Genomic DNA, 21,985 nt, shown 5'->3' on the forward strand with positions numbered 1-21,985 from the left:
CCCCAAAATTACAGTTTAGTTTAATTCACCAATAACTGGTAATCTTCCGCCAACTGGTCGGCTTTATGCGGAGTCGTGAAGAAAGCGGCTAGTTCGCCTTGTGGATTAAACAACATTACGGCACCGCTGTGCTGAATATCATAGTTGCCATTAGTTTTATCAGCAGTCTGGATGCTATATGCTATTCCCATCTCGTGCGTCATTTCATGAATTTTATCCATATTGCCGCGCGCACCGTAAAAATGTGAATCAAAGCTGGTTACGTAATTTTTGAGTTTCTCGGTATTGTCGCGATCAGGATCAATTGAAATCATGACAACCCGCGGTAATGGATTTACCCCTTTCTGCTCCAGTTGACGATACATTTTCGCCAATTCGCCCATCGTGGTCGGGCAGAGATAGCCGCAGTTGGTAAAACCAAAAAAGATCATTGTCCATTGCCCTTTCATACTCTGATTATCAAATACCGCCTCATCAGTACCGGTCAGTGAAAATTGCTGAATTTCACGGGGTTGCTGCAGCAATGTTCCATGGAATTTGCTGACATCAATGGTTTTACGGCCATTCATATGCTGAGATACAAATATCCCGGTTACCAGGGCTGCAAAAGCTAGTAATAAGGTAACTGTCAGCGCAATCCGACTTTTTTTAGCAGGCATGTTAATCCTCACAGGTAATGATCAATTAAAAGAACAACAAATAACAACATTAAATAGACAATCGAAAAACGAAATGTACGCATTGCGATAACCGGCTTATTCGTTCGATACAGAGCAACCGCCCAGTACAGAAAACGGACTCCCAACGCCAGAGCGCCAATCAGGTAAATCCAGCCGCTCATGCCGATAACAAAGGGCAAGACACTGACAACCAGGAGCAGGATGGTGTAAAGCAATACATGCAGCTTGGTAAACGCTATACCATGCGTAACCGGCAGCATAGGGATTTCGGCGTTGCGATATTCTTCAAAGCGGTAAATGGCTAAAGCCCAGAAGTGCGGCGGCGTCCAGGTAAAAATAATCAGTACCAGTAACAACGCCTGGGGATCAAAGTGGCCAGTCACTGCAGTCCAGCCCAGTAACGGAGGCGCAGCACCCGCTAAACCGCCAATCACGATATTTTGCGGTGTTGCCCGCTTCAGATACCCGGTGTAAATGCCGGCATAGCCAATTAAGGTGATGAAAGTCAGGGCCGCGGTTAGCGCGTTAACCCAGCAGGTTAAGATCCAAAGCCCCGTCACGCCCAGAATAGCGGCAAAAAGAATAGCCTGTCTGACCGATACCCGGCCTCTGGCAACCGGCCTTTTGCTGGTTCGCGCCATAATGGCGTCAATGCGCTTATCCACCAGATGGTTAATCGCAGCCGCACTGCTTGCGCAGCAACCAATGCCCAGCAAGGCAGCAACCAGCGTCTGCACCGGTACCCAGCCTGGAACAGCCAGATACATACCGACAACCACTGTCAGCAGCATCAAAGCAACGACACGCGGCTTGCAGAGTTCAAGATAATCACGCCACATAGCGGGCTGAAACATTACATCACTTGACATCACTGTTTCCTCGGCCAGTCAGATAGACCAGCATTAACATGGTTGCAAATAAAAGAGCGGCAATACCATTGTGGGCAACCGCAACTTTTAACGGCAACAGATAAACAACGTTCAGAATACCAAGGCCAAACTGCGCAAGAACAAGGATGCCAGCAACCGAAGCCGCCAGCCTGACGGTTTTGTTGTTGACATAAGACGCAAGCAGAGCGCTCAGAATCAGGACATAGCTCGCAGTAATAACAGCGCCAAGGCGGTGGATAAACTGAATCGTCATCCGTACTTCATTATCCAGTACGCCGCCCTGGTAATTGGCGCCTGCCTGCGAGAACAGGTTAAATCCTTTGGAAAAATGCAATGCCGGCAACCACTGGCCATTACATTGCGGAAAACCAATACAGGCAATGCCGGCATAATTCGCGCTAACCCAGCCGCCCAAAGCGATCTGGCAAAAAACAATCACAGCGCCAAGGATTACCCAGAAACGCCATTTGGGTAACTCGGCAGGCTGCACACCCGCTGCCTGCATATGTAAACGGTTTAAGCAGGAGAAAATCAGGATACCGCCTAATAAATGGCTCATCACAACCACCGGCAGCAGCTTCATGGTGACAGTCCACATCCCGAGCGCAGCCTGAAACAATACCAGCAGCATAAGAACAACAGGCAATTTCCAGGGAACTGTCTTATCAATTCGACGCCGCCAGATCGCTGTTATTCCAATAAAAAATATTAACAGGCCCAGGGTACCCGCAGCATATCGATGCGCCATTTCCGTCCACGCTTTACGCGCTTCGACCGGGATATCCGGATAATTGCTCTGAGCGATATCCCGTGCTTTTCCTGCTTCCGGCAATACCATATGGCCATAACATCCTGGCCAGTCCGGACAGCCCAGACCAGCATCAGTTAAGCGGGTATATGCGCCTAGCATAACGACAAATAAAGCAAGTACCATGGCAATAGTAATTGCATAACGTATTTTATTTGATTGCATTTGTATCAATTGCTCTTGTTGTTACCATCCGAACCAAGCAGGAGTTTGATATCATGAAAAATATCTCCTGGCTTTGCGTCCACAGAATAAGACAGCACCAGGTAATTATCTGGGTTTGCGATAAATACCCGCGGTGAATTATTTAAACTTGTGTAATTTTCCTGGTGCAAGAATAACACATTTATACCCATTTCATTTAATTGTTTCATCAAATCAACTGGTAATTGCTGATCTGTTCCAGTCGCCAACGCTTGATTGATGTCGTATAAGCGTCTGCCCAAGGCAAGGCGAATTCGAGCCAGCTTATCCAGTTGGCTCTTGCATGATTCTTCACAGGGCCCCGGATTCCAGAGAATCAGCCGCCATTTTGATTTGCCGGCCAATTCGACGAGATGCTGCGGCGGATTAATTAAAGTCCCCTTGTTGGTTGCTGTAGCAGTCAACCATTGCGGATGGGTATAAAACAACCAGGCAGCAATGCCAGGTGCGGCAAATACCAGGGCGAGCGCCAGTAAGGCAATATAATTACGATTTATTTTCTTCATCAGCTTTCTTAAAACTTAAACCTATAAAAATCACAAGAACCACCAGCGCCATTGCAAACCACTGCATGGCATAGGCATAGTGCCGCTCTGGCGGCATGGCAACGATGGGCCAATCTCTGATATAACCGTTTGCTTCGTCCTTATTCAGGCGAATGATAAACGGATAGACTGATTTATGCAAAAATTTACTCATTAACAGGGTATCCATTTGTTCGACAACAAAGGTATTTTCGCTTTTTTCCTCGATAACCTGCCCAAGCACCCAGTTTTTATCAGAAGGAAAATAGGCGTATCCTTTAACGGTAACCTTTTGCACCGGCGTATCCACTACCGGCAGTTCCGCACGGGTTCGACTGCCTGGCACCCAGCCGCGGTCGACCAGGATAATTTTGTCATTATCAAGCAGTAGCGGTGTAATCACATCATAACCAAACTGATGCTGATAATGCTGATTATCCAATAAAATCAAGGTATCGAGATAAACACCCTGAACGCGGATTGATTGATACTGCTTCGGCAATGCCATATGGCTTCGCCAGGCGCGATCTTTATCCGCCGACGCTTGGGCAGCGGCTACAAGCATTTGTTTTTTTTGCTCGGCACGCTTAAGTTGCCATTGGCCCAAGCCGGATAAAATCCCCATAGCCAATAGCGCAAGCAGCAACTTTTGCCATGAGAGCGTGAAACGGCGTTGAAAACAGGTTAAACTGGGCATTATTTTTTCTCCCCTCTTTTCAAGGAGTATACCAAATGTTAGCCAAGGCTATCATCATTACCGTCATGTTAATTATCCTGGTTGCTTTGGGCAGCAGCCTTCTTTTTCTGGTACGTGATACTGGGGATACCAAACGAACGGTCAAGGCGTTGACGGTACGGATTGGGCTATCACTATTGTTATTTATTTTTCTTTTTATTGCGTTTAGCCTGGGCTGGATTAAACCGCATGGGGTGTAGATTGACCTGTTCAAAGCTGTGTTGGGCTTTACAGCCCAACCTACGTTTTTTTTGATTTATTGAACTATATTTTATATCCCCAGGGTTAACATTGGAAAGATAAAATGGTTCAGACTATAGACAAGATGCGTGAAAAAGCCCAGGTTTTCAAAGTATCCGCACAGGATATGCCTAATGCCGGCTTGATTAGTAAAGCGTTTTCGCTGATGACAGGGTTTATTCAGGGTATTGCCAATACTTATCAACTGGTCACGCGATTCAGCGGCGGCACTGATCCCAATGCCTTTCATAATTTTTTAATGGCGCAATATGATAAATTGCCTGCCGACACCCTGGAAGTCCTGTTGCTGCCGATGTTTACGCCTAATATTCCAGTCAAAAAGCTCTATGCTACTCTGGTTAATGCGATTGTCAAAGGCATCCCCCTTACCAAAGCCCTGGCCGAACTCGATATCCATCTTACCCAGAATGTGATAGCTTTTGGCAATCCGGTAATACTGGATGCCCTGCGCAGAATCCCAAGAGCTGAAAACACCAGCGAGCAATATTACATTGATAATCCGGAAGTTCCCAGAATCAGCGGCGGACGAGCTTTTGATTCCGTCCTTAAAGCCATAGGAATGGGAATATTAAGCGCGCCGCATGATATTCACTCTTTGTTCACCCAACAAATGATTGAAACCCTGACCATACAATCTATCGACACGAATAAATATCAGAATAATCCGTTTAAACAACGCTTCGTCAATATTGTTAAGGATGAAACGGAACAATTGCTGAAACAGTTTCGTGTTCAGGCCCAAAAAAAAGAATTTTATACCCCCGATTTTCTGACTTATTCCCTCTCTATTTTTTTAAAAGGCTTTTACCCGCCGCCTGATGGCGTTCGTGAAGAAGATAATTGGCCTAAAGAGTGGGTCGAGAAACTGGCGAAAAAAATTGAAGTGGTGTCGGATATGGCATTCAAATGCATTATGGATCCCTATAGCGACACCGAAGCGCTAAGAAGCAAAGCGGAAGAAATATTGGGTTCGGATATCGATTTAATTATGGAAAGGGATCAATTTCACTATCTGGATAAAAAGTATTTTGATCAGATTAGCGCTGTGCTCAAGAAAAACCATCCTGATTATAGCGAGGATGAAATTAATTGCGAAATACGGCAAATACAACGACAGATCATTATCTCACTGATATTTGCCGGCGGCGATAATATCAAAAAATTCCTCGACCATTGCTTTGTTGAGCTTGGACGTGATGAGATTAAGAAAAAATATATCGACTCTGATTATCTGAACGCCCCAGACCCCAAAGTCCGCCGTACCAACTTTGATAACCTGCTCAAAGAAATCGCCCGCCATTATACCACAATCTTTGCCCAGCCTGGTAAAGCGCTTGACGATTTTGTAGTCACTTATAAAGGCCAATCTTTTTTTGTTGCCAAAGGCACAGATTTACATTACACCACCTGGCAGGCCAATCTTTCCTCAGAATGGGGACCCTTTGCGAAAGAATTTAATCCTGAGAAAAATGTCGGCGAACATAGGGATTTAAATCCGCTGGCAACATTCGGCGGCCATGAGCGCGTTTGTCGGGGGCTGACATTTACCTGGGCGGAAGCGTGGTATGTGATTTTCAAGGTTTTACAAGAGTTCAGCATAACCTCTCAGGTTAACAATAAAGAAGATTGCCACCCGACCAAATTCGGTTTTAATAATGGCCTGGATGGCACTCCGGCGTATCTTTTTATCCCTCGCGCTGCGAAAGCAGAAAAAAGGGTTGCAGAAGATAGCTTTTTTGGCTCCAGACAGAAAAAACCTCGCACGGAAGGAGTGTTGGGCGATGAAGCCCAACACTCCTTCCTCAGCCCAGCCTGACCCGCCTCAGATCAGACCATTTGGTGGTATAACACGGGGAGCGTAATTCAGCACGCGCTCCCCACGGGTGGCTGAACCCCTCTGCTGCCAGATGCAAGGCATGGCGGCCATATTTTTTATTTACACTATCCAACAGGCACATCAGGCGTTCGGTTTTATTCATTTCCTCCATGCTGGCCTGATGAAACAGATCAAATTGCCGGTTACGTTTATCGGTCAGAAAATCCAGCTGAATGCCCGCTTTATAATAATGAAAACCGCTGCGAAACAGTTTCTTCAGGCATAATTTGGCGCTATGGACAAGGTACCTCAAATCATCGCTTGGTGTAATCAGTTTGCAACCGGTTGACTGATAATATTGCGGCAAATCAGCACGGAAACGGTTGGTGCGGATAAATACTGACAGATAACCCGCCAAAGACTCTTGCTGGCGTAATTTCTCATGAGCCCGTACGCAATGGCTGCTGACTATCTGCTCAATAGCCGTATATTCAGTCTGCATGCTGCCGAATGTTTTGGATGAAATAATACTCTGCCGCGGCTCTGACTCCCCTAGCCCACTGCAGGATATGCCATTTAACTCCATCACTGTCCTTTGCATCAGGACATTATATTGCTTACGAATCAAATACAAATCTGCCGCCGCCAAATCACCTGCAGTATAGTAGCCCTGATGCAACAATTTCTTACCCCAATGACGGCCAATACCCCAGACATCGCCGATGGCGACACGATTTAACCATTCTCGCTGTTCAGTAATATTAAATACCGGCGTTTTTAATTCCCTTTTCGCAACATGATTCGCCAGTTTGGCCAGCGTTTTGGTCGGACCAAGCCCTACAGAAACCGGAATCCCGGTATATTTTAACAGTTTTTTCTGCAACTGACGGCAAAATTCGTCATGCTGACTGGCAGGCATGGTGCTTAAATCAAGGAACGCCTCATCAATGGAATAAATCGCGGTTTCAGGCCAGGCTGCTTCAATAATTGCCATCACTCGCCGCGACAGATCGCCATACAAAGTAAAATTGGATGAAAAGATGTGAACATTATACTGTTTGCATAAAGCTCTGACCTGAAAAAACGGAACGCCCATAGGGATGCCCAACGCTTTTGCTTCGTTAGAGCGGGCAATAACGCAGCCATCGTTACTTGACAGGATAACTATGGGTTTATCGGTCAAATCAGGGCGGAACAGACGCTCACAAGATGCGTAGAAATTATTGCAATCAATCAGGGCAAACATAATTTAATTTGAAATGTGTTTCATTTATCAAGTTTAGAGAATTACAATAAAAAAGACAACCTGTTTTGCTGCAACTGCAAAATATTTTTGTTATTGCTGCTATTATTAACATAATATTGGCAATGTTCCTAAGGAAAAGGGATGCCTGACAAGCAAGTTAGACGCTCGCGCAAGAAGCCGTTATTGATTGATCTGGCCTTACAGGGCGGCGGAGCGCATGGCGCATTTACCTGGGGTGTTCTGGATCGGCTTCTGGAAGAACCCCGATTACAGATTGAAGGTATTTCCGGCACATCTGCTGGCTCGATGAATGCCGCAGCTTTAGCCAGCGGCTATGTTCATGGCGGCCCGGAAGGCGCACGCAAGGCTTTGGCACAACTCTGGCAGGCTGTTTCGGATACTGCCCTGTTCAGCCCATTTCAGCGCAACCCGCTGGATGTGATAATGGGGCGTTGGACGCTTGATCGCTCGCCATTAGTACTTGCTTTCGATATCGCGTCTCGCCTGTTTTCACCTTACGATTTAAACCCGACAGCCTTTAATCCCCTACACTCTGTGTTATTGCGCTGTATCGATTTTAATGTGTTGCACAAAGCCCCTATTAAACTGTTTATTACTGCAACTAACGTCCGCACAGGCTATGGCCGGATATTCCGTAATGCGGAAATTACCCCGGAGGTGTTATTAGCCTCGGCTTGTCTGCCGATGTTATTTCAGGCGGTGGAAATTGGAGGCGAAGCTTACTGGGATGGCGGTTATTCGGGTAATCCGACTATCACCCCCTTAGTTCGCGAATGCGAGTCAAGCGACACAATTTTAGTTCAAATCAATCCTGTTGAACGGCAAGGCACGCCACGAAGCGCTAATGAAATTTTTAATCGCCTGAATGAAATTGCCTTTAACGCGACATTGATGAAAGAACTGCGAATGATCGCCCTGCTTAAGAAAGTCTCCAATCAGGAAAACGACGAAGGCAACCGCTGGGCCAGCATGCGGATTCATCGTATTGCCAGTGACGATATGACCGAGCTTAGCTATACCTCCAAACTCAATCCGGAATGGGCTTTTTTGCGGATGCTGTTTGAGCGCGGCCGGCATTCTGCAGAATCGTTCCTTTATCATCATGGTAAAGACTTAAATCAGCGTTCGAGTTTTGATTTGGATTATCTGTTAGATCATATCTAAAACAAGCTTTCGAGCATTGACTTAAATGATACCGTCCTGTAAAAAAGATTATTTATTAATCAGGAAATTTTCATGAGCATAAATAATACGCTTTGCTGGGCTGATATTCCCGTTACTAATCTCGATCGGGCGATTAACTTCTATTCCGCGGTTCTTGCCACCCCCGTTGAAAAAATTAGCGAACATGGCTTTGAATTCGGCTTATTACCGCATACCAATGATAATGCCTCTGGTTGCCTGTGCGAAATGCCAGATCGCAAACCATCCAATAACGGACCGCTGGTTTATCTTAATGTCGAGGGACGGATGGATGCAGCGATTGATGCGGTTACAAAAAATGGCGGTCAGGTAGTGAGCGGCAAGCAGGAGATGGGACCTTATGGTTTTCGTGCGGTTATCACTGATACTGAAGGGAATGGGATTGCCTTGTATTCGAAAGAGGGTTAAGAGCAGATTGGGCTGTAAAGCCCAACAAGCCATTTCAGGATTTATAATAATGGCGGTTCAAATCCAGCAACTCCACCGAAAAAGACAATTTTGGCTGTTGAAAATATTCCTTTAGCAACTGCAAAAGCTTTGCCGCTAACGTCTGCTTGGTTTCATCAGTACGTCCGGGCAGCATTTTTATAGTTAAATGCATAAAACCATTTTCACGCTCGCCTGCACCAACAAAATAGCGGTCATAAACCAGGCAACGGCCTTTGCAACTGGATAATTGGGTTGGCAGCTCCTGTTCCAGTATATGATGAATCTGATCAAATAATGGGTTAATCTGGTCCAGATTTTTGATATTATTGCTGCATTCTAAAATGATATGAGGCATGATGTTGTGATTATTGAGTTGATAATTTCAGCATCATAGCGTGCAATTAATGTCGGGTAAACAAGGTTTAACTGAGGAATAAAATTTACCCTCTCCCTAACCCTCTCCCGATACGGGAGAGGGGACTAATTGCCCCCTAACCCTAACCTTCTCCCGATACGGGAGAGGGGACATATTCTGCTACCTCTCCAGCCTCCTCTTAGGGCTCCCTCTCCCGTATCGGGAGAGGGTTGGGGAGAGGGAATTTAAAAGGTATTCAAATGTTCTCAATTAATATTATCGGTGCCGGAAATCTGGGTAAAACAATTGGACGTCTGCTGGTTAGCAAAAAACTGGCGGCAGTTAAAGGGGTATGGAGCAGAACACCCGCAAATACGCTCACTGCGCTTGAGTTTATTGGTGAAGGCGCCACAATTAGCCATTTTAGTGAATTACCTTATGCCGATATCACCTTTATCACTACCCCAGATGATTTTATCGACTCAACCTGTGCTGCCCTGGCGCAACAAAATCATCTCAACCCCGGGCAAGCAGTTGTCCATTGCAGCGGCTCCTTAAGCAGCGATATCCTGTTGCCTGCGGCAGAGGCCGGTTGTTTTACTGCCAGTCTGCATCCCATGCGCAGTTTTGCCAATCCGGCGTTGTCCGTGCAGCAGTTTGCCGGTACTTATTGTGCGCTCGAAGGACATCCTGAAGCAGTTGACAGGTTGCAATCCCTGTTTAACCAGGCACAGGCTATTACTTTTTTTCTGGATAAAGATAAAAAATCCCTTTATCACGCCGCAGGGGTTATTGCTTCGAATTATGTGGTTACTTTGGCAAAACAGGCAGCCAATTGCCTGCATGAAGCTCAGGTTCCTGAAGAGGTTGCGATGCGGCTTATTGTTAATCTGATGCGTGGTACCGTCACTAATCTTGAAAATACCCTGTCAGCGGAAAAATCGCTCACCGGCCCCATTCAGCGCGGTGATATTGCGACCATTGAAAAACATTTGAATGCGTTTACCGATTTATCATTGAAAAAACTTTATGCTATGCTGGCTCAGGCAACCTTGCCGCTTTCATCAGCGCCCCAGGAACGTAAAGAGCAAATTACTGAAGTCTTAGAGCACAGTAAATTGTCCACCACAACATAAATTGAAAAAAGTTTTGCTCATTCCAGACCAGAGCTTTATAATTGCACTTATTATGTATTCCCGCAATTATCAGCAAAACGTGATTACACACCCCCAACAAACAGAACCAGTCGATGCGGTAATTACCTGGGTTGATGGCCACGACCCCTGTCACCAGCAAAAACTTGCCGATTACTTTGCCGAACATGGAATAAACGTTCGCCCGAAAGCAGCCGAGCCAACCCGGTTTAATCAGTGCGGTGAAATTTATTACTGTGTTTTATCATTGCTGCAATATGCACCCTGGATCCGTACTATTTATATTGTAACTGATAATCAAATCCCTGCCATTATTAACCAATTGGCAGGAACAGCTTATGAACACAAAGTAAAGGTTGTTGATCACAAGCAGATTTTTTCCGGCTATGAATCCTGTCTGCCGACTTTTAACAGTCTGGCTATCGAAAGTGTTTTATGGCGCATTGAAGGTTTAGCTGAGCGCTTTATTTATTTGAATGATGATTGCATCCTGATACGACCGGTGAGCTATCAGGATTTTTTCAATGGCGAAAAACTGGTTTTACGCGGCAGTTGGAAAACTCAGGCACGCTATAAATGGCATAACCGACTCAAACAGGCCATTTATTCGCTGCTGCGAAAACCTCTGGATATCCTGAAAAACAATGAATACCGCGGCTTTCAGGAATTAAGCGCTGAGCATGCCGGCTTTAAACGGCGTTTTTTTCATTTGCCGCATATGCCCTTCCCTCTGCATAAACAGCCGTTTGTGCAATTTCATCAGGATTTCCCTGTCCTGTTTGAACAGAATCTCCGTTTTCGTTTGCGAAACAGGAAGCAATTCTGGCTGATTTCGCTTATTTACCATCTTGAAATCAAAAATAACAAGGCTGTGATTGACAATACTATCGAGGAAATTACTTTCCATACGGCTTTCCATTCTTTTAAAAAAATCAGGCAACGCCTGAGTCGTGCAGAAATCGGCAAAAAGCATGCGTTTATCTGCATCCAGAGTCTGGATCAGGCTACCCAACCGGTATTGGATTATTTGTCAGGCTGGCTGAATCAGCGCATCAAACCGTTATAAAAGCCGCTACCAGTATTCGCTGATCTCAACCTTATTTAAATATTCCGCAATTCTGCGGCGAGTGGAAGGTGTCGTATCTGTAGGCAGGTTATCAAATGCAAACCATTGCTGTTCAGCGATTTCCGGCGAATAGACCTCTTCCTGCCGACAGCCATGCGCAACATAAAACACAACATAATCGTCGCGTTTTTCATTTTTACTGTAATAAACAGAAAACAGCTGCAGCGGCCCAATCAAGGTCACCCCGGTTTCTTCCTGCAATTCGCGCTGGATAGCCTGGGCAGGCGTTTCACCACGGTCAACTCCGCCGCCAATTGTATACCAGCCCGGAGTATAGGTGTGTTTAACCAGTAGCACCTTATTGTCATTAATTAATAAAATCCTCACCCCTATTGTCCGTCTGGCAAACAATGAAGACAGTGAGCCTCGCATTAAATGATATAATTTCATTATCATAGTTCCAGATTACGAAAATTTATTAATTTCTTAATTATTATCCTGGCGCAATCCCTTGTCCACTTTCAGGATTGGCAGCCGGCAAAATAGCCTGTTTCATGCCATCGCAGGCTGTTTTAAATAACAGGCCAATTCTGTTTGCCGAGCGATAGATACCTGACGAAACCGGGCTGTTTGTCTCTGGCTCGTGAATAACTATTTCAATCGGCTCTGGCTGTTGTTCTTGCCTTAATGAGTCCATGCGCTCCAGATAACCGGGACGGATAGCTGTTGCGGCATTCAGTATCGCAGCGTATAACCCGCCCAGGATAGCGATGCCAATGATCCAGCCATAAGGATTAACGCCCATTTCATCATGTGTAGCAGCAATAATTGCGAGAAAAACCCCAAGCCCCACATTTAGCAAGCAATCTACCGTGCCAGTAGTATAAGTTGCATAACGGCAAGCGGTAGTAAGATTTGATTCTGGTTGTTCTGTTGCTGCCTCAGTGGGCGGTTCAATGAAATAATTGTAGATAGAAGGAAAAGCATTCAGTACCGTTATACCGGCGATCAGGCTAACTGCCTGAGATGACAGTCTGGCAATGGCTGGTGTCAACAATCGGCCAACAACAGGCAGAGTACGCAGCGCTGGTACGGTAGACAGATAAGCCTGTGATGACATATCAAAGATAATGGGAGCGCCAACCACAACTGTTTTTAACAACGCGCTATTGCGCGGTAATTGAGTAAAACTGAAACTATTGGCAATAGTTTTTGCATTGACATCTAATACCGTCCAATAATCATAGGCCAGGTAGCAGGCAAAAGAAACGCCAAATCCGGCAATAGAAAATAACGTCACAACTACATCTGCTGTTATTTCATTCAACGGCAACTGCCGGGTAAGCAACTCCATTACAATATTAGCGCCCATAAATCCATACATGCCATCAAAAATGCCGGAAAGCAGACTTGCCCCCGATAAAAAAAAATAGACAGCTTTTTTATATCCGGATAAAACTATTTCCTGTTCCTGAGTCACGGTTACAACAGGCAGAGTGTTTTCAGCAGGTGGGGAAAAAGTTCGCTCGATTGCAAGGAACTTACAAATTCCAACCACCGCAACGCTGTTTGCCGCGGTAACCGCTGTTACTGGTACCATGACATAGGGGTTATAAAATTTAAAATACGATTTGGCCTGCTCCATTATAAAGATCACCTGCCCAGTGGTATTCACGCTTTTCATCCCTTTCACTACATTCGGCAAGCGCTTGTGCAGGAAATGTTTCAGAGAGGAAAGATAGTCGGTAATCTGGTTACATCCTGTAATCATTGACACACCTCAAACCAATACTGGTATTTTCATATTGCCATGCCAGTATCAGGAGCGCCAGTATATTTTTTTCAGATTGATCTATTCCCTTTCCTGTTCCAACATTTGTAATGCTGCAATCGCACGCCTGCTTTCTTCATTCATTGCCGTATTAAACCAGCTATTGAGAATTTCTGCTGCCAGATCTTGCGTTAACAGGCGGTTGGATAATGCCAGGACATTGGCGCCATTCCAGATTCGTGCAGCGGCAGCTGTCTGGGAATCGGTACATAATGAAGCCCTGATACCATCTATTTTATTAGCTGCAATAGTAATACCGGTGCCTGTCCAGCAAAAAAATATCCCTTCATCACAGCGACCGTCTGTAATTGCCTGTGCGGCTTCACGGGCTGCATCAACCCAGAATTCAGCTTCATGGGATTTTAATGCGCCAAACAGGATAACCTCATGTCCCAATCCTTTAACTTGTTGAATAATAAATTCATTCACCGGGTACAACTCATCACTGACCACTGCTACTTTCATATTGACCTCGCCTGGTGTAGCCGAAAAAAAATAATAACACTTTAAAAGCAGACTGACTCGGGTTAAGCTATCCTATATAAGGAAAAAGCCTGGCAAAAACCTAGTTTTGGAGAAATACAATGCCCGCAAAGGAATTTCATTCCCGATTATCACAAAGTGAAAATTCTGCATATAGCGAGCTATATTATTTAAAAAGCATTATCAATACCATACCGGAAACGGTTTATTGGAAAAATCGAAACGGCGTTTACCTGGGCTGCAACCAGGCCATGCTTGCAATGCTCGGTCTGAAATCAATCGTTGGTAAAACCGACAGGGAACTTCCCTGGCGTCCGGAAGAAGCCAGTCTGATAGAGCAGAGTGATCAGCAAGTGATCCAGGATGGCCGTGAAATCGAATTGGAAGAACGGATTACACTGGATAATGGCCAAACCATTACCATGTTAACGCGTAAAAAACCGCTGTTAAATGAAGAAGGCATCATTATCGGCATTCTGGGTATGGCGCTGAATATCAGCGAACAAAAACGCCTGGAAGAAGAGCATCGGCACTCCCATTCGCAATTAATCAAGGCCAAGGAAGAAGCTGAAATCGCCTTAAATAATATAGTCGCCAATATGCCAGGACACGTATACTGGAAAAATACCGACGGCGTTTATTTAGGCTGCAACCAGCGGCAGGCAAGGAATCTCGGCTTGCATTCCACCGATGAAATTCTGGGCAAAACTGATTTTGATCTGCCTTGGCCCAAGCACATTGCCAGTGATTTCCGCGCCAATGATTTACGAATCATGGCGTCTGGCGTTTCTGAGATTGTTGAAGAAATCGCGCAGATGGATGGGCATGAAGTCACTGTGCTCAGCCAGAAAACGCCGTTGTGGAATAATAATGGTCAGGTAATCGGCGTCCTGGGTATTTCAATGGATATCTCAGACCGTAAAAAAGCCGAATGCGAACTGAAAGAAGCCAAGGAAAAAGCCGAGGCGGCCAATCAGGTCAAAACAGAGTTTCTGGAAAATATCCGCCATGATATCCGTACCCCGCTTACCGGCATCAGTGGTTTTGCATCCATTATCTGCGAGGAAGTTGATGATCCCCGCATTAAGGAATATGTTAAAAACCTGAATACGTCATGCACAGCGTTGCTTAATTTATTAAATGAAATCCTGGAAGTGATTGAAATCAGTTCTGGCGATATTCCGCTGGTGGCGCGCAAGTTTTCATTACGGCAACGCATGAATGAGGTCATTAATCTGAATCTGGCTAAAGCAGCCTCCAAGCATCTGACGTTGAAATTTAATTATGACGACAAGATTCCGAATTATTTAATTGGCGACTCAAAACGGATTCACCGTATTGCAATTGAACTCATTTCCAATGCCCTTAATTTTACAGAACAGGGTCATGTAACGCTGACGACGATGCTTGCTAAAGAAGATGAACGTTCCGTCATTGTAAAATTAATCGTTGAAGACACCGGGATTGGTATTGAAGCAGACAAGCAGGAGCAGATTTTTCTGCAATTCAAGCGTCTGGTGCCCTCTTACCGTAGCCAACAAAAAGGAGCGGGGCTTGGGCTTTCTATTGTCAAGCAGTTAGTCAGCGATCTGGATGGTGAAGTGTATGTTGAAAGCGAATCGGGTAAAGGCTCACGCTTTATTTGCATCATCCCGCTAAAAAAGGCCCTGCTTGACGAATCACTCGGCGCTGAATCAAATCAGGCCCAGCCGGCAGCTAGTCCGCCGTTGAATCCCGACATAACAACAAAAATACCGACAGCCCATAAAAGCCGGATTTTAATCGTTGAGGACAATGATATCGCAGCCAGAGTCGCCAAATTGCTGTTAGAGCGGCTGGAATGTATCGTTGAAATTGCTGACACTGGCCTGCAGGCTATTAATATGGCCCAGTCCAAAGGTTATGATTTAATTTTTATGGATATTGGTTTACCCGATATTGATGGTTATGAGACGGCAAGGCGTATCAGGATTCAGGAGCTAAACGCCGATACCTACGTTCCTATTATTGCGCTTACTGCCCAGTTGACCGAAGAAAACAGCCAAACCTGCCTGAATGTCGGTATGAACGCGGTACTATCAAAACCGTTGGATAAAGAAAAAGCCCAGTCCATTCTGGCCGCCTTCATTCCCTATCGCCAGTTACAGGACACAGCCTCACAGGATATACCAGCTCACGGCCTTCCTGAGTTAACAGGCAAAGTGATTGACTATGAAGCGGGACTTGAACAATTGGGTAATGCACAACTGTTCCGGGAAATGCTGACTATGTTGGTTCAATCGTTTTCCAGTGAAAGAAAATTGTTGGCAGAAGCTTATCAACAACAAGATTGGCCGTCTTTAAAAGCATTGGCACACCGTATGAAAAGCGGCGCCAGCTACTGCGCTGCCATGCGCTTGAAACAGGCATGTAGTGATCTGGAGGATGCAATCGCTAATAAGAGTTGTAACTTATATCCTTCGTTTTATTCCCGGCTTATACAGGAAATTGAGGCGGTGAGGGTGAGGTATAATGAGAAATTGTTGAGTACTGAGTAGATAAGCCCTCTCCCTAGCCCTCTCCCGATACGGGAGAGGGGACAATATGAAATATGAAACCCTCTCTCTGGCTCTCTCCCGATGCGGGAGAGGGGACAATATGAAATATGAAGCCGTCTCCTTAGCTCTCTCCCGATGCGGGAGAGGGGACAATATGAAATATGATGCCCTCTCCCTAGCTCTCTCCCGATGCGGGAGAGGGGACAATATGAAATATGAAACCCTCTCCCTAGCCCTCTCCCGATGCGGGAGAAGGGACAATATGAAATATGAAGCCCTCTCCCTGGCCCTCTCCCGATGCGGGAGAGGGGACAATATGAAATATGATGCCCTCTCCCTGCACAGAGCAGGATTATATGGAACATTAAGCCCTCTCCCGTATCGGGAGAGGGTTGGGAGAGGGAATTATACTTCCATAAGAGCAGGATATTTTTTAAAGCGTAAGGCTACTGATTTCAGATAATCGCCATATTCCGGTTTTATCAGATATTCATAGGTTGCATGCATCGCTTTGTTGCGGCCGCTGGGGTAGACTTCAAAATGGTATCCGTTTTTCGGCCAAAGGCACATCACCGCGCACTCTTCCAGCAAATACCCCAAACACAGATTAAATGCGCGATCATACTCTACTTGTGTGCCCCGCATTCTCAGGTATCGTGCCAGAAACTCATCAATATTACTGTGCAGCTGTGCCTGGTAATCAGCGTTTTTATGATACAAATTCAGCACGCGATCATAGCTGTCAGAAAAATCTGCTCTGGCCAGCCAATCATCCCAACGCAGTATCTTATAGGGAATGGTTAATTCTCTGAAAATGGCTTCATTGCGCTCAAGCCACCGATCTCCCTCCTCAAGGGCCTGATGGTATAAAATCTCTTTGCTGGCAGGATTATCAATTTGCATAGTGTGGTGCTGGACGCTATCATCCACCAGAATAGTACACTCTTTAAAAGATGCGTTAACCAGCTTGATTACAGCCGCAAATTTTTTTCCTTCATGAATGTCCTGGCCAACACTGATTGGCATAATACAATTAGATTGAGAGAATAATTTTCGATCAGCCACTGGGCACCCTCGAAACGATGCTTTTGTGATGCGATTATCCATTTTATTCACTATAGATGCCCTATACCCTCAGTGTTAATCCAGCTTTTAGATTAACACAAATCCCACACAGAGTGCCCGTTATAAATACTTGCGCACTATGATACCTTAAAATCGGACTTTCTCTTTAAAATTTTTTAAAAAATTCATGTCAAGACTTACATCGGAAATTTTATCTGTTAGAATGTGAAAGCGCTATATAGCCATTATCTGTGGATAACTATACCCAATTCTAACACATTCGACTGTTTTTTAAATATTATTTTATTTTAACCTGTTGTATCCATTAAACTTTTTCATTTTTATCCCATTAAGAACTTACCCACAAAATCTGTGGATAACTCTGTTAACAATCGTAGGTTGGGTTGTTCCGACCCAACATTACTAATCTTCAATCACTTTCCAGATCTGGAGTGCTTGATAAAATGGCTTGTTGGGTCAAACGACCCAACCTACAAAAATTGTCCGACACAACGAAAAATATGCCCACATTTTGAATTACTTAATCTTTCCTTAATCATATACTATTATAATTGTATATATATTTACCTTAAAGGAAAAATTATGCCAGCACCGACTCAACCTTATCAACCTAAAAAAGCCGTAAAAGCTCTAGTAATTGGTGATACACAATGTTCAAGCCAGTTGCTGGCCATGCTTAACCAGAAATCTGGACAGAGAAAAGGCAAAGGGTATCTGAACACAGGGATTGGAGCAAAGCAGATAGGTAACGAGGATGGCGGTACGCAATACACCTTCAGGCCTCAAGCGCCAGAATTGGATGAACATGAGGCCACCAGAGCGCAAAATGTGTTAGATGATCGACTTGAAAAGAGAGGCAAAGTAAAAGTAGATGAAAAAGAGCTGCAAAAACAAAAAACCGTCGATGCCGAGTTACCGCTAATCCATGTCTTTGATGCAACCCAGCCAGATAGTAGTAAGCGTATGCTCAATACTCACATGGGCAAGGACGAAGCGGGCGCCGATGTTCTCATTTATGTCGTTGATTTATCAAATGACGAATTTAAAACGAATGAAGAAATGGCCATTGCCAGAATACAGAGCGACATTAGAACTCGTCTGAGTAATATGAAAGATTCTGTAAGGCTTGTTCTGGTTGGCGCTACGCCCGAAAAGGGCGTCGTTGATCAAACCTTTAACTTCTTTGGTCGAGCTATAGATTGGGTAACAAACACTGAACAAAAAACTACTCCAGAAGAAAGGAGACTTAGAACCCTTGAGTACGAATTCCAGCAAAGGATGACCGAACACTATGCAAAAGGGTTTGTTATAAACCTCGATGACAGCAAAGCGGATAAACAGGCTGACGCCATACTGAGTCATTTATTTGCTCAGGTTCCTCACGTACACCAAGATCAGTTATTTCAAACTAGAAAACAAGAGCAGGAAAAACTGCAAGTAAAGAACCCACAGCAAAACCAAACTGTGACATCTCCAGTTCAGGTTCCAGCTGATTATTTTTCAATTGAAATTGTGGAATCAGAACAAGCCCGCACCCAGCGGCTGAGAGCGGAAGCGGAAGCTCGAGCTCGAGCGGAAGCGGAAGCTCAAGCCCCTGTCCAGGCGCCAGTTCCGGCCCAAGCTCCCGTTGCAGCTAATGTACGAGTTCGAAATCCAGGTTTTAAAGGGTATGCGGCTTATGAAAAGATCTGGAAGCAACCGGAAATGCCCTCAGCGAATACTCAATTACTAGACCAGTTTGATTGTGTGTCCGCAAGATGTATTCTGCAGGATTATGCCTCTAAAGCGAACATCTTCTTTTTTCACGCGGGACGTAACCATGCTCAATTGATTAAAGATTTCTTAAAAAACAATAAGAATGAGACCGATCCAGTGGAACTGTTAAAAGCGCTGCAAAAGGTATTAGAGGAGAGTGCACATACTGGCATCAATCCTAAAGGCAGTCTGGCAAGACGTCTGGATTTCATTGAGGCGAAAATTGGAACAAAAGATAATCCAGCATTGAAAATTATCAATCATGAAGCCATAAATACACGTCTTGGGGAGCGAGCAATTGCACGTGCTGAAGCGGCGCAGAATAGGCAAGGCGATACGGCACCGAGGTAACAACTCTTGACAGTAACAAACGTAGCTCACTGCCATTAAGTTAAGAAAATTTGTCATCCCCGCGAAGGCGGGGATCCATCTATCAAACAAGGTAAGGAGCTAACTTGAGGCGTGGATTCCCGCCTTCGCGGGAATGACAGTAACTTAATGGCAGCGAGGCTTTACAAATCCCGCTAATCGCTTTATGATCTTGATATTTGATACGATAATCAAATAATAAGGTGATGAGTATGACATGGGGCGGTAAAAGAACGGGTTCTGGCAGACCGCGCGGTGAGCCGAGCGTGGTGTTGCGGGTACCTTCCAGCCGAGTGGGTGATGTTAAAGCCTTGCTTGCCGGAAACAGTCATACAGCAAAACTTCCTCTATATGCATCCTCTGTCCGAGCCGGCTTCCCTTCTCCAGCCGATGATTATATTGAATCCATGCTGGATTTGAATGAATACCTGGTTCAACATCCCGCAGCAACGTTTCTGGTCACCGCTTCCGGCGATTCCATGCAGAACGCCGGGATTCAATCAGGCGATTTGCTTATTGTTGACCGCAGCCTTGAAGCAAGCCATGGTAAAATTGTGATTGCGGCGCTTGATGGCGAACTGACGGTTAAACGATTGTCCAAAAAAAATGGTTGTGTGCAATTAATTCCTGAAAACGCTGATTATCAGCCTATTGATATTACCCGAGAGGCAGATTTGGTAATCTGGGGTGTAGTTACGCATATTATTCGGCGGGCAGAGTAGATTTTACGGGCGGGCACGGCTGTAATCAAAGCATAGCATTTTAGCGAAATTTGGGTATATAATGCCCGTTCAAACAGGACACGGGTTTTTCCCGTCATTATAAATGGCATGAGGATTGTGCATGTACGTTATCAATGAATACCAACTGGTGACTTTATCAAGCGATGTTTACCTGACTAATTTCAACATAGGCGCCAAAATTCCCAACCCTAAGCTGGCGGCTATTCTGGCTACTTTAAAACAGTTTAAAAAACTTGAATGCACGGAGCAGCAATTGGGCGATTTGGCAGCGCAATTTCAGGTCGATGCCGCCGCATTGAAAAAAGTGCTGATTGAACAGCTTAATGTTCTCAAACCCCTGCTTCACCAGAAAATACCTTTGATTTATATTAACTCTGACGATCAACTAATAACCAGCGTCCTGCAGGAAACTCTGGATAAAGAATTTAATGTCCAGGTTGTGCCTGAAAATACACAGAATTTTCAGCGCGACTCCATGGTCATTTTTTTCAGGCAAAATTATTCCCACGCCGCATTCAACACTCTGTATCAGAATCTTGCAGAAGATGTTTACCTCATCACAGCTGGCGTGCTGCATAAAATATTGATCGTGGATAATCTGTATTTTGCCGGCAGCGGATTACCCACTCATTTTTCCAATCTGCACCAGCTCATGGCTTATTTAAACAGCGATATTCCCGCCACCAAAAACAACTGGCTGCTGTTCTATCGCCAATTAATCAAAAACTCACTCGATAAATTTCCTGATCCGGAAATCAACAGCTGTCAACGTGCCTATATCGCTTATTGCATCTATCGTTTTGCTTCACAATATACCAATCTGTGGAACAGCCCAACGCCGCTGGATCAGATTAACTGCTTCTGGCAGGCTGATCTGACCAGCTTTACTATCCAGAGTGAAGCCGCTCTTCATTCCCCGTTCTCAGAACATGATATGAAGTTAAACCTGAAAAACGTCAAAGAGCTGGAGGCAGTCTAAATCATGGCAACTCCCAAAAAATCGGTATTTATAAACAGCCTTATCGAAGCAAGCCTTGATGCCCAGGTTTATCAGGATCTGCGCAAAACCTTTGCCAGAGAAACGATTTCATTTATCAGACATGGCAACTTGTCAATTACCAATACCAATCCCAAACTGATAAGCCGGGTGCAATTTACTGAATGTGAAATTACCCCTTTTCACAAGAATGACATCAGCTGCGAGGAAACAGAACCGGCGCAATTTACCCGCCAGAACTCAACCGCAAAATTTGCCGATCGCCGCATAGACTTTGCAACAATCCAGCAACTACTGACGGCTACGTTTTCCCCTGCTGCATCCGGAACTCGCCCCTACCCGTCAGCAGGCGGATTATATCCGGTTGAGCCGCTGGTTTTTTTGTTTAACGATCGCATTAATGGCTTTAACGATAAACCGCAAGGTTGTTACCATTTCCGGCCAGTCAGTAAAAAGCTGCAATTAATCAAGGAGCTGGATATCAACCATTTTTACCAGAAAATGCTGCATGAATTTGTCGGTAACGAAAGCGGGCATTGGCCGAATTTCTGTATTCTTTACCTTGCTCACCTGGGCAAAGCAATTTTTAAATACCGTTACCGCGGCTATCGCCATGCACTGATGGAGGCAGGCGCCATGTACCAACAAGCGACCCTCACGTCGCAACAGGCTGGTTTACGCACGACAGTATGGTCAACATTCAGCGAACAACAGATGTTATTTGAACTTGGCCTTAATCATGAAACATACCTGCCTTTGACTATGCAGCTCTTTGGTTATGGAGAATAAAA

23 protein-coding genes are annotated in these 21,985 nt (G+C 45.0%); 12 read left to right on the top strand and 11 right to left on the bottom strand.

All coding sequences use genetic code 11. The features are described from left to right. Positions 1-20: 20 nt before the first annotated feature. Genes ACFORL_RS09080 through ACFORL_RS09100 form a run of 5 tightly spaced genes read right to left on the bottom strand, consistent with a single transcriptional unit; the run spans position 21 to position 3,803 of the window. Positions 21-659, bottom strand: coding sequence for an SCO family protein (locus ACFORL_RS09080; RefSeq protein WP_382343237.1), 639 nt, complete (start codon positions 657-659; stop codon positions 21-23). A gap of 8 nt (positions 660-667) precedes the next feature. After that, positions 668-1,549, bottom strand: coding sequence for a heme o synthase (cyoE, locus tag ACFORL_RS09085; RefSeq protein ID WP_382343239.1), 882 nt, complete (start codon positions 1,547-1,549; stop codon positions 668-670). Further along, positions 1,539-2,543, bottom strand: coding sequence for a COX15/CtaA family protein (locus ACFORL_RS09090; RefSeq protein ID WP_382343241.1), 1,005 nt, complete (start codon positions 2,541-2,543; stop codon positions 1,539-1,541). Before ACFORL_RS09090 ends, cyoE begins: the two co-directional genes overlap by 11 nt. A 5-nt stretch (positions 2,544-2,548) precedes the next feature. After that, positions 2,549-3,088 (bottom strand): hypothetical protein, encoded by a 540-nt coding sequence (locus tag ACFORL_RS09095; protein ID WP_382343242.1) that lies wholly within the window; start codon positions 3,086-3,088, stop codon positions 2,549-2,551. After that, positions 3,069-3,803, bottom strand: coding sequence for an SURF1 family protein (locus ACFORL_RS09100; RefSeq protein WP_382343244.1), 735 nt, complete (start codon positions 3,801-3,803; stop codon positions 3,069-3,071). The genes ACFORL_RS09095 and ACFORL_RS09100 overlap by 20 nt, the downstream gene beginning before the upstream one ends. 35 nt (positions 3,804-3,838) lie before the next feature. On the opposite strand from ACFORL_RS09100, the gene ACFORL_RS09105 reads away from it, so the two are divergent. Further along, on the top strand, positions 3,839-4,042 hold the full coding sequence (locus tag ACFORL_RS09105; RefSeq protein WP_382343246.1) for a twin transmembrane helix small protein: 204 nt from the start codon (positions 3,839-3,841) through the stop codon (positions 4,040-4,042). A gap of 104 nt (positions 4,043-4,146) precedes the next feature. Further along, a complete protein-coding gene (locus ACFORL_RS09110; protein ID WP_382343248.1) occupies positions 4,147-5,919 on the top strand; it encodes a hypothetical protein in 1,773 nt (590 codons plus the stop codon). Here ACFORL_RS09110 and ACFORL_RS09115 read toward each other — a convergent pair. Continuing rightward, positions 5,906-7,165: a Y-family DNA polymerase gene (locus ACFORL_RS09115; RefSeq protein ID WP_382343250.1), complete on the bottom strand. Its 1,260-nt coding sequence runs from the start codon at positions 7,163-7,165 to the stop codon at positions 5,906-5,908. The two genes, ACFORL_RS09110 and ACFORL_RS09115, sit on opposite strands and share 14 nt — an antisense overlap. Before the next feature lie 141 nt (positions 7,166-7,306). Between ACFORL_RS09115 and ACFORL_RS09120 the strand changes: the two genes are divergently transcribed. After that, positions 7,307-8,350, top strand: coding sequence for a patatin-like phospholipase family protein (locus ACFORL_RS09120; RefSeq protein WP_382343252.1), 1,044 nt, complete (start codon positions 7,307-7,309; stop codon positions 8,348-8,350). A gap of 72 nt (positions 8,351-8,422) precedes the next feature. Beyond that, the gene (locus ACFORL_RS09125) at positions 8,423-8,797 is read left to right on the top strand and encodes a VOC family protein (protein WP_382343254.1); all 375 of its coding nucleotides are present in this window, start codon (positions 8,423-8,425) and stop codon (positions 8,795-8,797) included. A gap of 34 nt (positions 8,798-8,831) precedes the next feature. On the opposite strand, the gene ACFORL_RS09130 is transcribed toward ACFORL_RS09125, so the two are convergent. Continuing rightward, positions 8,832-9,173 (bottom strand): 5-carboxymethyl-2-hydroxymuconate Delta-isomerase, encoded by a 342-nt coding sequence (locus ACFORL_RS09130; protein WP_382343256.1) that lies wholly within the window; start codon positions 9,171-9,173, stop codon positions 8,832-8,834. 260 nt (positions 9,174-9,433) lie between these two features. Here ACFORL_RS09130 and ACFORL_RS09135 point away from each other — a divergent pair, with 260 nt between their 5' ends. Both ACFORL_RS09135 and ACFORL_RS09140 read left to right on the top strand, forming a co-directional pair. Then, positions 9,434-10,309: a Rossmann-like and DUF2520 domain-containing protein gene (locus tag ACFORL_RS09135; RefSeq protein WP_382343258.1), complete on the top strand. Its 876-nt coding sequence runs from the start codon at positions 9,434-9,436 to the stop codon at positions 10,307-10,309. Positions 10,310-10,388: 79 nt separating this feature from the next. After that, positions 10,389-11,393 (top strand): stealth family protein, encoded by a 1,005-nt coding sequence (locus ACFORL_RS09140; protein WP_382343260.1) that lies wholly within the window; start codon positions 10,389-10,391, stop codon positions 11,391-11,393. 6 nt (positions 11,394-11,399) lie between these two features. On the opposite strand, the gene ACFORL_RS09145 is transcribed toward ACFORL_RS09140, so the two are convergent. From ACFORL_RS09145 to ACFORL_RS09155, 3 genes are all read right to left on the bottom strand, one after another. Further along, a complete protein-coding gene (locus ACFORL_RS09145; protein WP_382343261.1) occupies positions 11,400-11,843 on the bottom strand; it encodes an NUDIX domain-containing protein in 444 nt (147 codons plus the stop codon). 43 nt (positions 11,844-11,886) lie between these two features. Beyond that, positions 11,887-13,164, bottom strand: a complete 1,278-nt coding sequence (locus tag ACFORL_RS09150) for a hypothetical protein (RefSeq protein WP_382343263.1) — start codon at positions 13,162-13,164, stop codon at positions 11,887-11,889. A gap of 81 nt (positions 13,165-13,245) precedes the next feature. Beyond that, positions 13,246-13,689, bottom strand: coding sequence for an RpiB/LacA/LacB family sugar-phosphate isomerase (locus tag ACFORL_RS09155; RefSeq protein WP_382343264.1), 444 nt, complete (start codon positions 13,687-13,689; stop codon positions 13,246-13,248). A gap of 119 nt (positions 13,690-13,808) precedes the next feature. On the opposite strand from ACFORL_RS09155, the gene ACFORL_RS09160 reads away from it, so the two are divergent. Together ACFORL_RS09160 and ACFORL_RS09165 are read left to right on the top strand one after the other, a co-directional pair. Further along, on the top strand, positions 13,809-16,244 hold the full coding sequence (locus tag ACFORL_RS09160) for a PAS domain-containing sensor histidine kinase (RefSeq protein WP_382343266.1): 2,436 nt from the start codon (positions 13,809-13,811) through the stop codon (positions 16,242-16,244). 46 nt (positions 16,245-16,290) lie between these two features. After that, a complete protein-coding gene (locus ACFORL_RS09165; protein ID WP_382343267.1) occupies positions 16,291-16,707 on the top strand; it encodes a hypothetical protein in 417 nt (138 codons plus the stop codon). On the opposite strand, the gene ACFORL_RS09170 is transcribed toward ACFORL_RS09165, so the two are convergent. After that, positions 16,650-17,309, bottom strand: coding sequence for a hypothetical protein (locus ACFORL_RS09170; protein WP_382343269.1), 660 nt, complete (start codon positions 17,307-17,309; stop codon positions 16,650-16,652). The genes ACFORL_RS09165 and ACFORL_RS09170 overlap by 58 nt on opposite strands. Positions 17,310-17,912: 603 nt before the next feature. Between ACFORL_RS09170 and ACFORL_RS09175 the strand changes: the two genes are divergently transcribed. The 4 genes from ACFORL_RS09175 (at position 17,913) to ACFORL_RS09190 (ending at position 21,983) form a co-directional block, all read left to right on the top strand. After that, entirely contained in the window at positions 17,913-19,436 is a 1,524-nt protein-coding gene (locus ACFORL_RS09175; protein WP_382343271.1) for a DUF5617 domain-containing protein, read from the top strand. 230 nt (positions 19,437-19,666) lie between these two features. Beyond that, the gene (locus ACFORL_RS09180; RefSeq protein WP_382343273.1) at positions 19,667-20,176 is read left to right on the top strand and encodes a LexA family protein; all 510 of its coding nucleotides are present in this window, start codon (positions 19,667-19,669) and stop codon (positions 20,174-20,176) included. Positions 20,177-20,297: 121 nt separating this feature from the next. Next, positions 20,298-21,176, top strand: a complete 879-nt coding sequence (locus tag ACFORL_RS09185) for a hypothetical protein (RefSeq protein WP_382343274.1) — start codon at positions 20,298-20,300, stop codon at positions 21,174-21,176. A 3-nt stretch (positions 21,177-21,179) separates the two neighbouring features. Next, a complete protein-coding gene (locus ACFORL_RS09190; RefSeq protein WP_382343276.1) occupies positions 21,180-21,983 on the top strand; it encodes a SagB/ThcOx family dehydrogenase in 804 nt (267 codons plus the stop codon). The last annotated feature ends 2 nt before the right edge of the window (positions 21,984-21,985 follow it).

Origin of the sequence: Legionella dresdenensis (assembly GCF_042649825.1) — a bacterium.
GTDB classification, from domain to species: domain Bacteria; phylum Pseudomonadota; class Gammaproteobacteria; order Legionellales; family Legionellaceae; genus Legionella_C; species Legionella_C dresdenensis.

Coding starts and splice junctions, on each gene's coding strand:
- ACFORL_RS09080 (WP_382343237.1), bottom strand. CDS start 659: ATGCCTGCTAAAAAAAGTCGGATTGCGCTGACAGTTACCTTATTACTA.
- cyoE (WP_382343239.1), bottom strand. CDS start 1,549: ATGTCAAGTGATGTAATGTTTCAGCCCGCTATGTGGCGTGATTATCTT.
- ACFORL_RS09090 (WP_382343241.1), bottom strand. CDS start 2,543: ATGCAATCAAATAAAATACGTTATGCAATTACTATTGCCATGGTACTT.
- ACFORL_RS09095 (WP_382343242.1), bottom strand. CDS start 3,088: ATGAAGAAAATAAATCGTAATTATATTGCCTTACTGGCGCTCGCCCTG.
- ACFORL_RS09100 (WP_382343244.1), bottom strand. CDS start 3,803: ATGCCCAGTTTAACCTGTTTTCAACGCCGTTTCACGCTCTCATGGCAA.
- ACFORL_RS09105 (WP_382343246.1), top strand. CDS start 3,839: ATGTTAGCCAAGGCTATCATCATTACCGTCATGTTAATTATCCTGGTT.
- ACFORL_RS09110 (WP_382343248.1), top strand. CDS start 4,147: ATGGTTCAGACTATAGACAAGATGCGTGAAAAAGCCCAGGTTTTCAAA.
- ACFORL_RS09115 (WP_382343250.1), bottom strand. CDS start 7,165: ATGTTTGCCCTGATTGATTGCAATAATTTCTACGCATCTTGTGAGCGT.
- ACFORL_RS09120 (WP_382343252.1), top strand. CDS start 7,307: ATGCCTGACAAGCAAGTTAGACGCTCGCGCAAGAAGCCGTTATTGATT.
- ACFORL_RS09125 (WP_382343254.1), top strand. CDS start 8,423: ATGAGCATAAATAATACGCTTTGCTGGGCTGATATTCCCGTTACTAAT.
- ACFORL_RS09130 (WP_382343256.1), bottom strand. CDS start 9,173: ATGCCTCATATCATTTTAGAATGCAGCAATAATATCAAAAATCTGGAC.
- ACFORL_RS09135 (WP_382343258.1), top strand. CDS start 9,434: ATGTTCTCAATTAATATTATCGGTGCCGGAAATCTGGGTAAAACAATT.
- ACFORL_RS09145 (WP_382343261.1), bottom strand. CDS start 11,843: ATGAAATTATATCATTTAATGCGAGGCTCACTGTCTTCATTGTTTGCC.
- ACFORL_RS09150 (WP_382343263.1), bottom strand. CDS start 13,164: ATGATTACAGGATGTAACCAGATTACCGACTATCTTTCCTCTCTGAAA.
- ACFORL_RS09155 (WP_382343264.1), bottom strand. CDS start 13,689: ATGAAAGTAGCAGTGGTCAGTGATGAGTTGTACCCGGTGAATGAATTT.
- ACFORL_RS09160 (WP_382343266.1), top strand. CDS start 13,809: ATGCCCGCAAAGGAATTTCATTCCCGATTATCACAAAGTGAAAATTCT.
- ACFORL_RS09165 (WP_382343267.1), top strand. CDS start 16,291: ATGAAATATGAAACCCTCTCTCTGGCTCTCTCCCGATGCGGGAGAGGG.
- ACFORL_RS09175 (WP_382343271.1), top strand. CDS start 17,913: ATGCCAGCACCGACTCAACCTTATCAACCTAAAAAAGCCGTAAAAGCT.
- ACFORL_RS09180 (WP_382343273.1), top strand. CDS start 19,667: ATGACATGGGGCGGTAAAAGAACGGGTTCTGGCAGACCGCGCGGTGAG.
- ACFORL_RS09185 (WP_382343274.1), top strand. CDS start 20,298: ATGTACGTTATCAATGAATACCAACTGGTGACTTTATCAAGCGATGTT.
- ACFORL_RS09190 (WP_382343276.1), top strand. CDS start 21,180: ATGGCAACTCCCAAAAAATCGGTATTTATAAACAGCCTTATCGAAGCA.